The following is a 1,124-nucleotide window of genomic DNA, read 5'->3' on the forward strand; positions in this document are numbered from 1 at the left end:
GTGGGCACAGGGCCGCCCGGTCGACTGGGCCGCCCTGCACACCGGCGCCCCGGCCCGCCCCGTCGACCTGCCCACCTACCCCTTCCAGCGACAGCACTACTGGGTCGACAACGCCGCGGCCGCCGGCAACGTCGCGTCGGCCGGGCTCGACACCGCCGACCACCCCCTGCTGGGCGCCGCCATGATGCTGGCGGACTCCGACGGCGCGCTGTTCACCGGGCGGCTCTCCGCCGCCACCCACGCCTGGCTCACCGACCGCGCCGTCGGCGGAACCGCCGTGTTCCCCGAGACCGGCTTCGTGGAGCTGGCCATCCGCGCCGGTGACCAGGTCGGCTGCGGGGTGCTCGAAGAGCTGACGCTGGAGGCGCCGCTGGTGCTGCCCCAGCGCGGCGGCCTTCAGGTGCAGGTCACCGTGGGCGCCCCGGAGGGCGACACCGGAACCCGCCCGGTGCGGGTGTTCTCGCGCGCCGAGGACACCGCGGGCGACGCCTCCTGGACGCGGCACGCGACCGGTCTGCTCGGCACCGGCGCACGCCCCGCGACGGACGACGCCGTCCTCGCCGAATGGCCCCCCGCCGGGGCGACCCCCGTCCCGGTCGAGGACGCGTACGAGCGCTACGCGGCGGCGGGAGTGACCTACGGCACCGCCTACCAGGGCCTCCAGGCCGCCTGGCGCCTGGACGACGAGCTGTTCGCCGAGGTCGCGCTGCCCGAGCGGGCCGCCAAGGACACCGAGCGGTTCCGGCTGCACCCCGCCGCCCTGGACGCCGCGCTCCAGAGCCTGGCCCTGCTCGACTCCGCCCCGGACGCCGGGCAGCCCCTGCGCCCCCGGCTGCACGCGGAGTGGCGCGGCGTCACCCTGCACGCCACCGGTGCGTCCGCGCTCCGGGTGCGGCTCACGCCGCTGGGCGGCGACGGCTTCACGGTGGACGTCGCCGACGCCGCGGGCGAGGCCGTCGCCTCGGTCGAGTCGCTGACCGTACGCCCCGCCACGGCCGCCGAACTCGCCGGAGACGGCGGTGTGCGCTTCCCCGAGTCGCTGTATCGGGTGGAGTGGCAGCCGGCGGTGGGTGGGGCGCCGGGTGGTGGTGTGGTGGATGTGGCCGCGTTCGAGGACGTGGTGT

1 protein-coding gene is annotated in these 1,124 nt (G+C 77.0%); it reads left to right on the plus strand.

Annotated features, from left to right (window positions below; translation table 11 throughout):
• The coding region (locus AB0L74_RS34875; RefSeq protein WP_365661646.1) for a polyketide synthase dehydratase domain-containing protein at nt 1-1,124 on the plus strand (1,124 nt) is incomplete at both ends.

Source organism: Streptomyces sp. NPDC052020, from assembly GCF_040680575.1.
GTDB lineage: Bacteria > Actinomycetota > Actinomycetes > Streptomycetales > Streptomycetaceae > Streptomyces.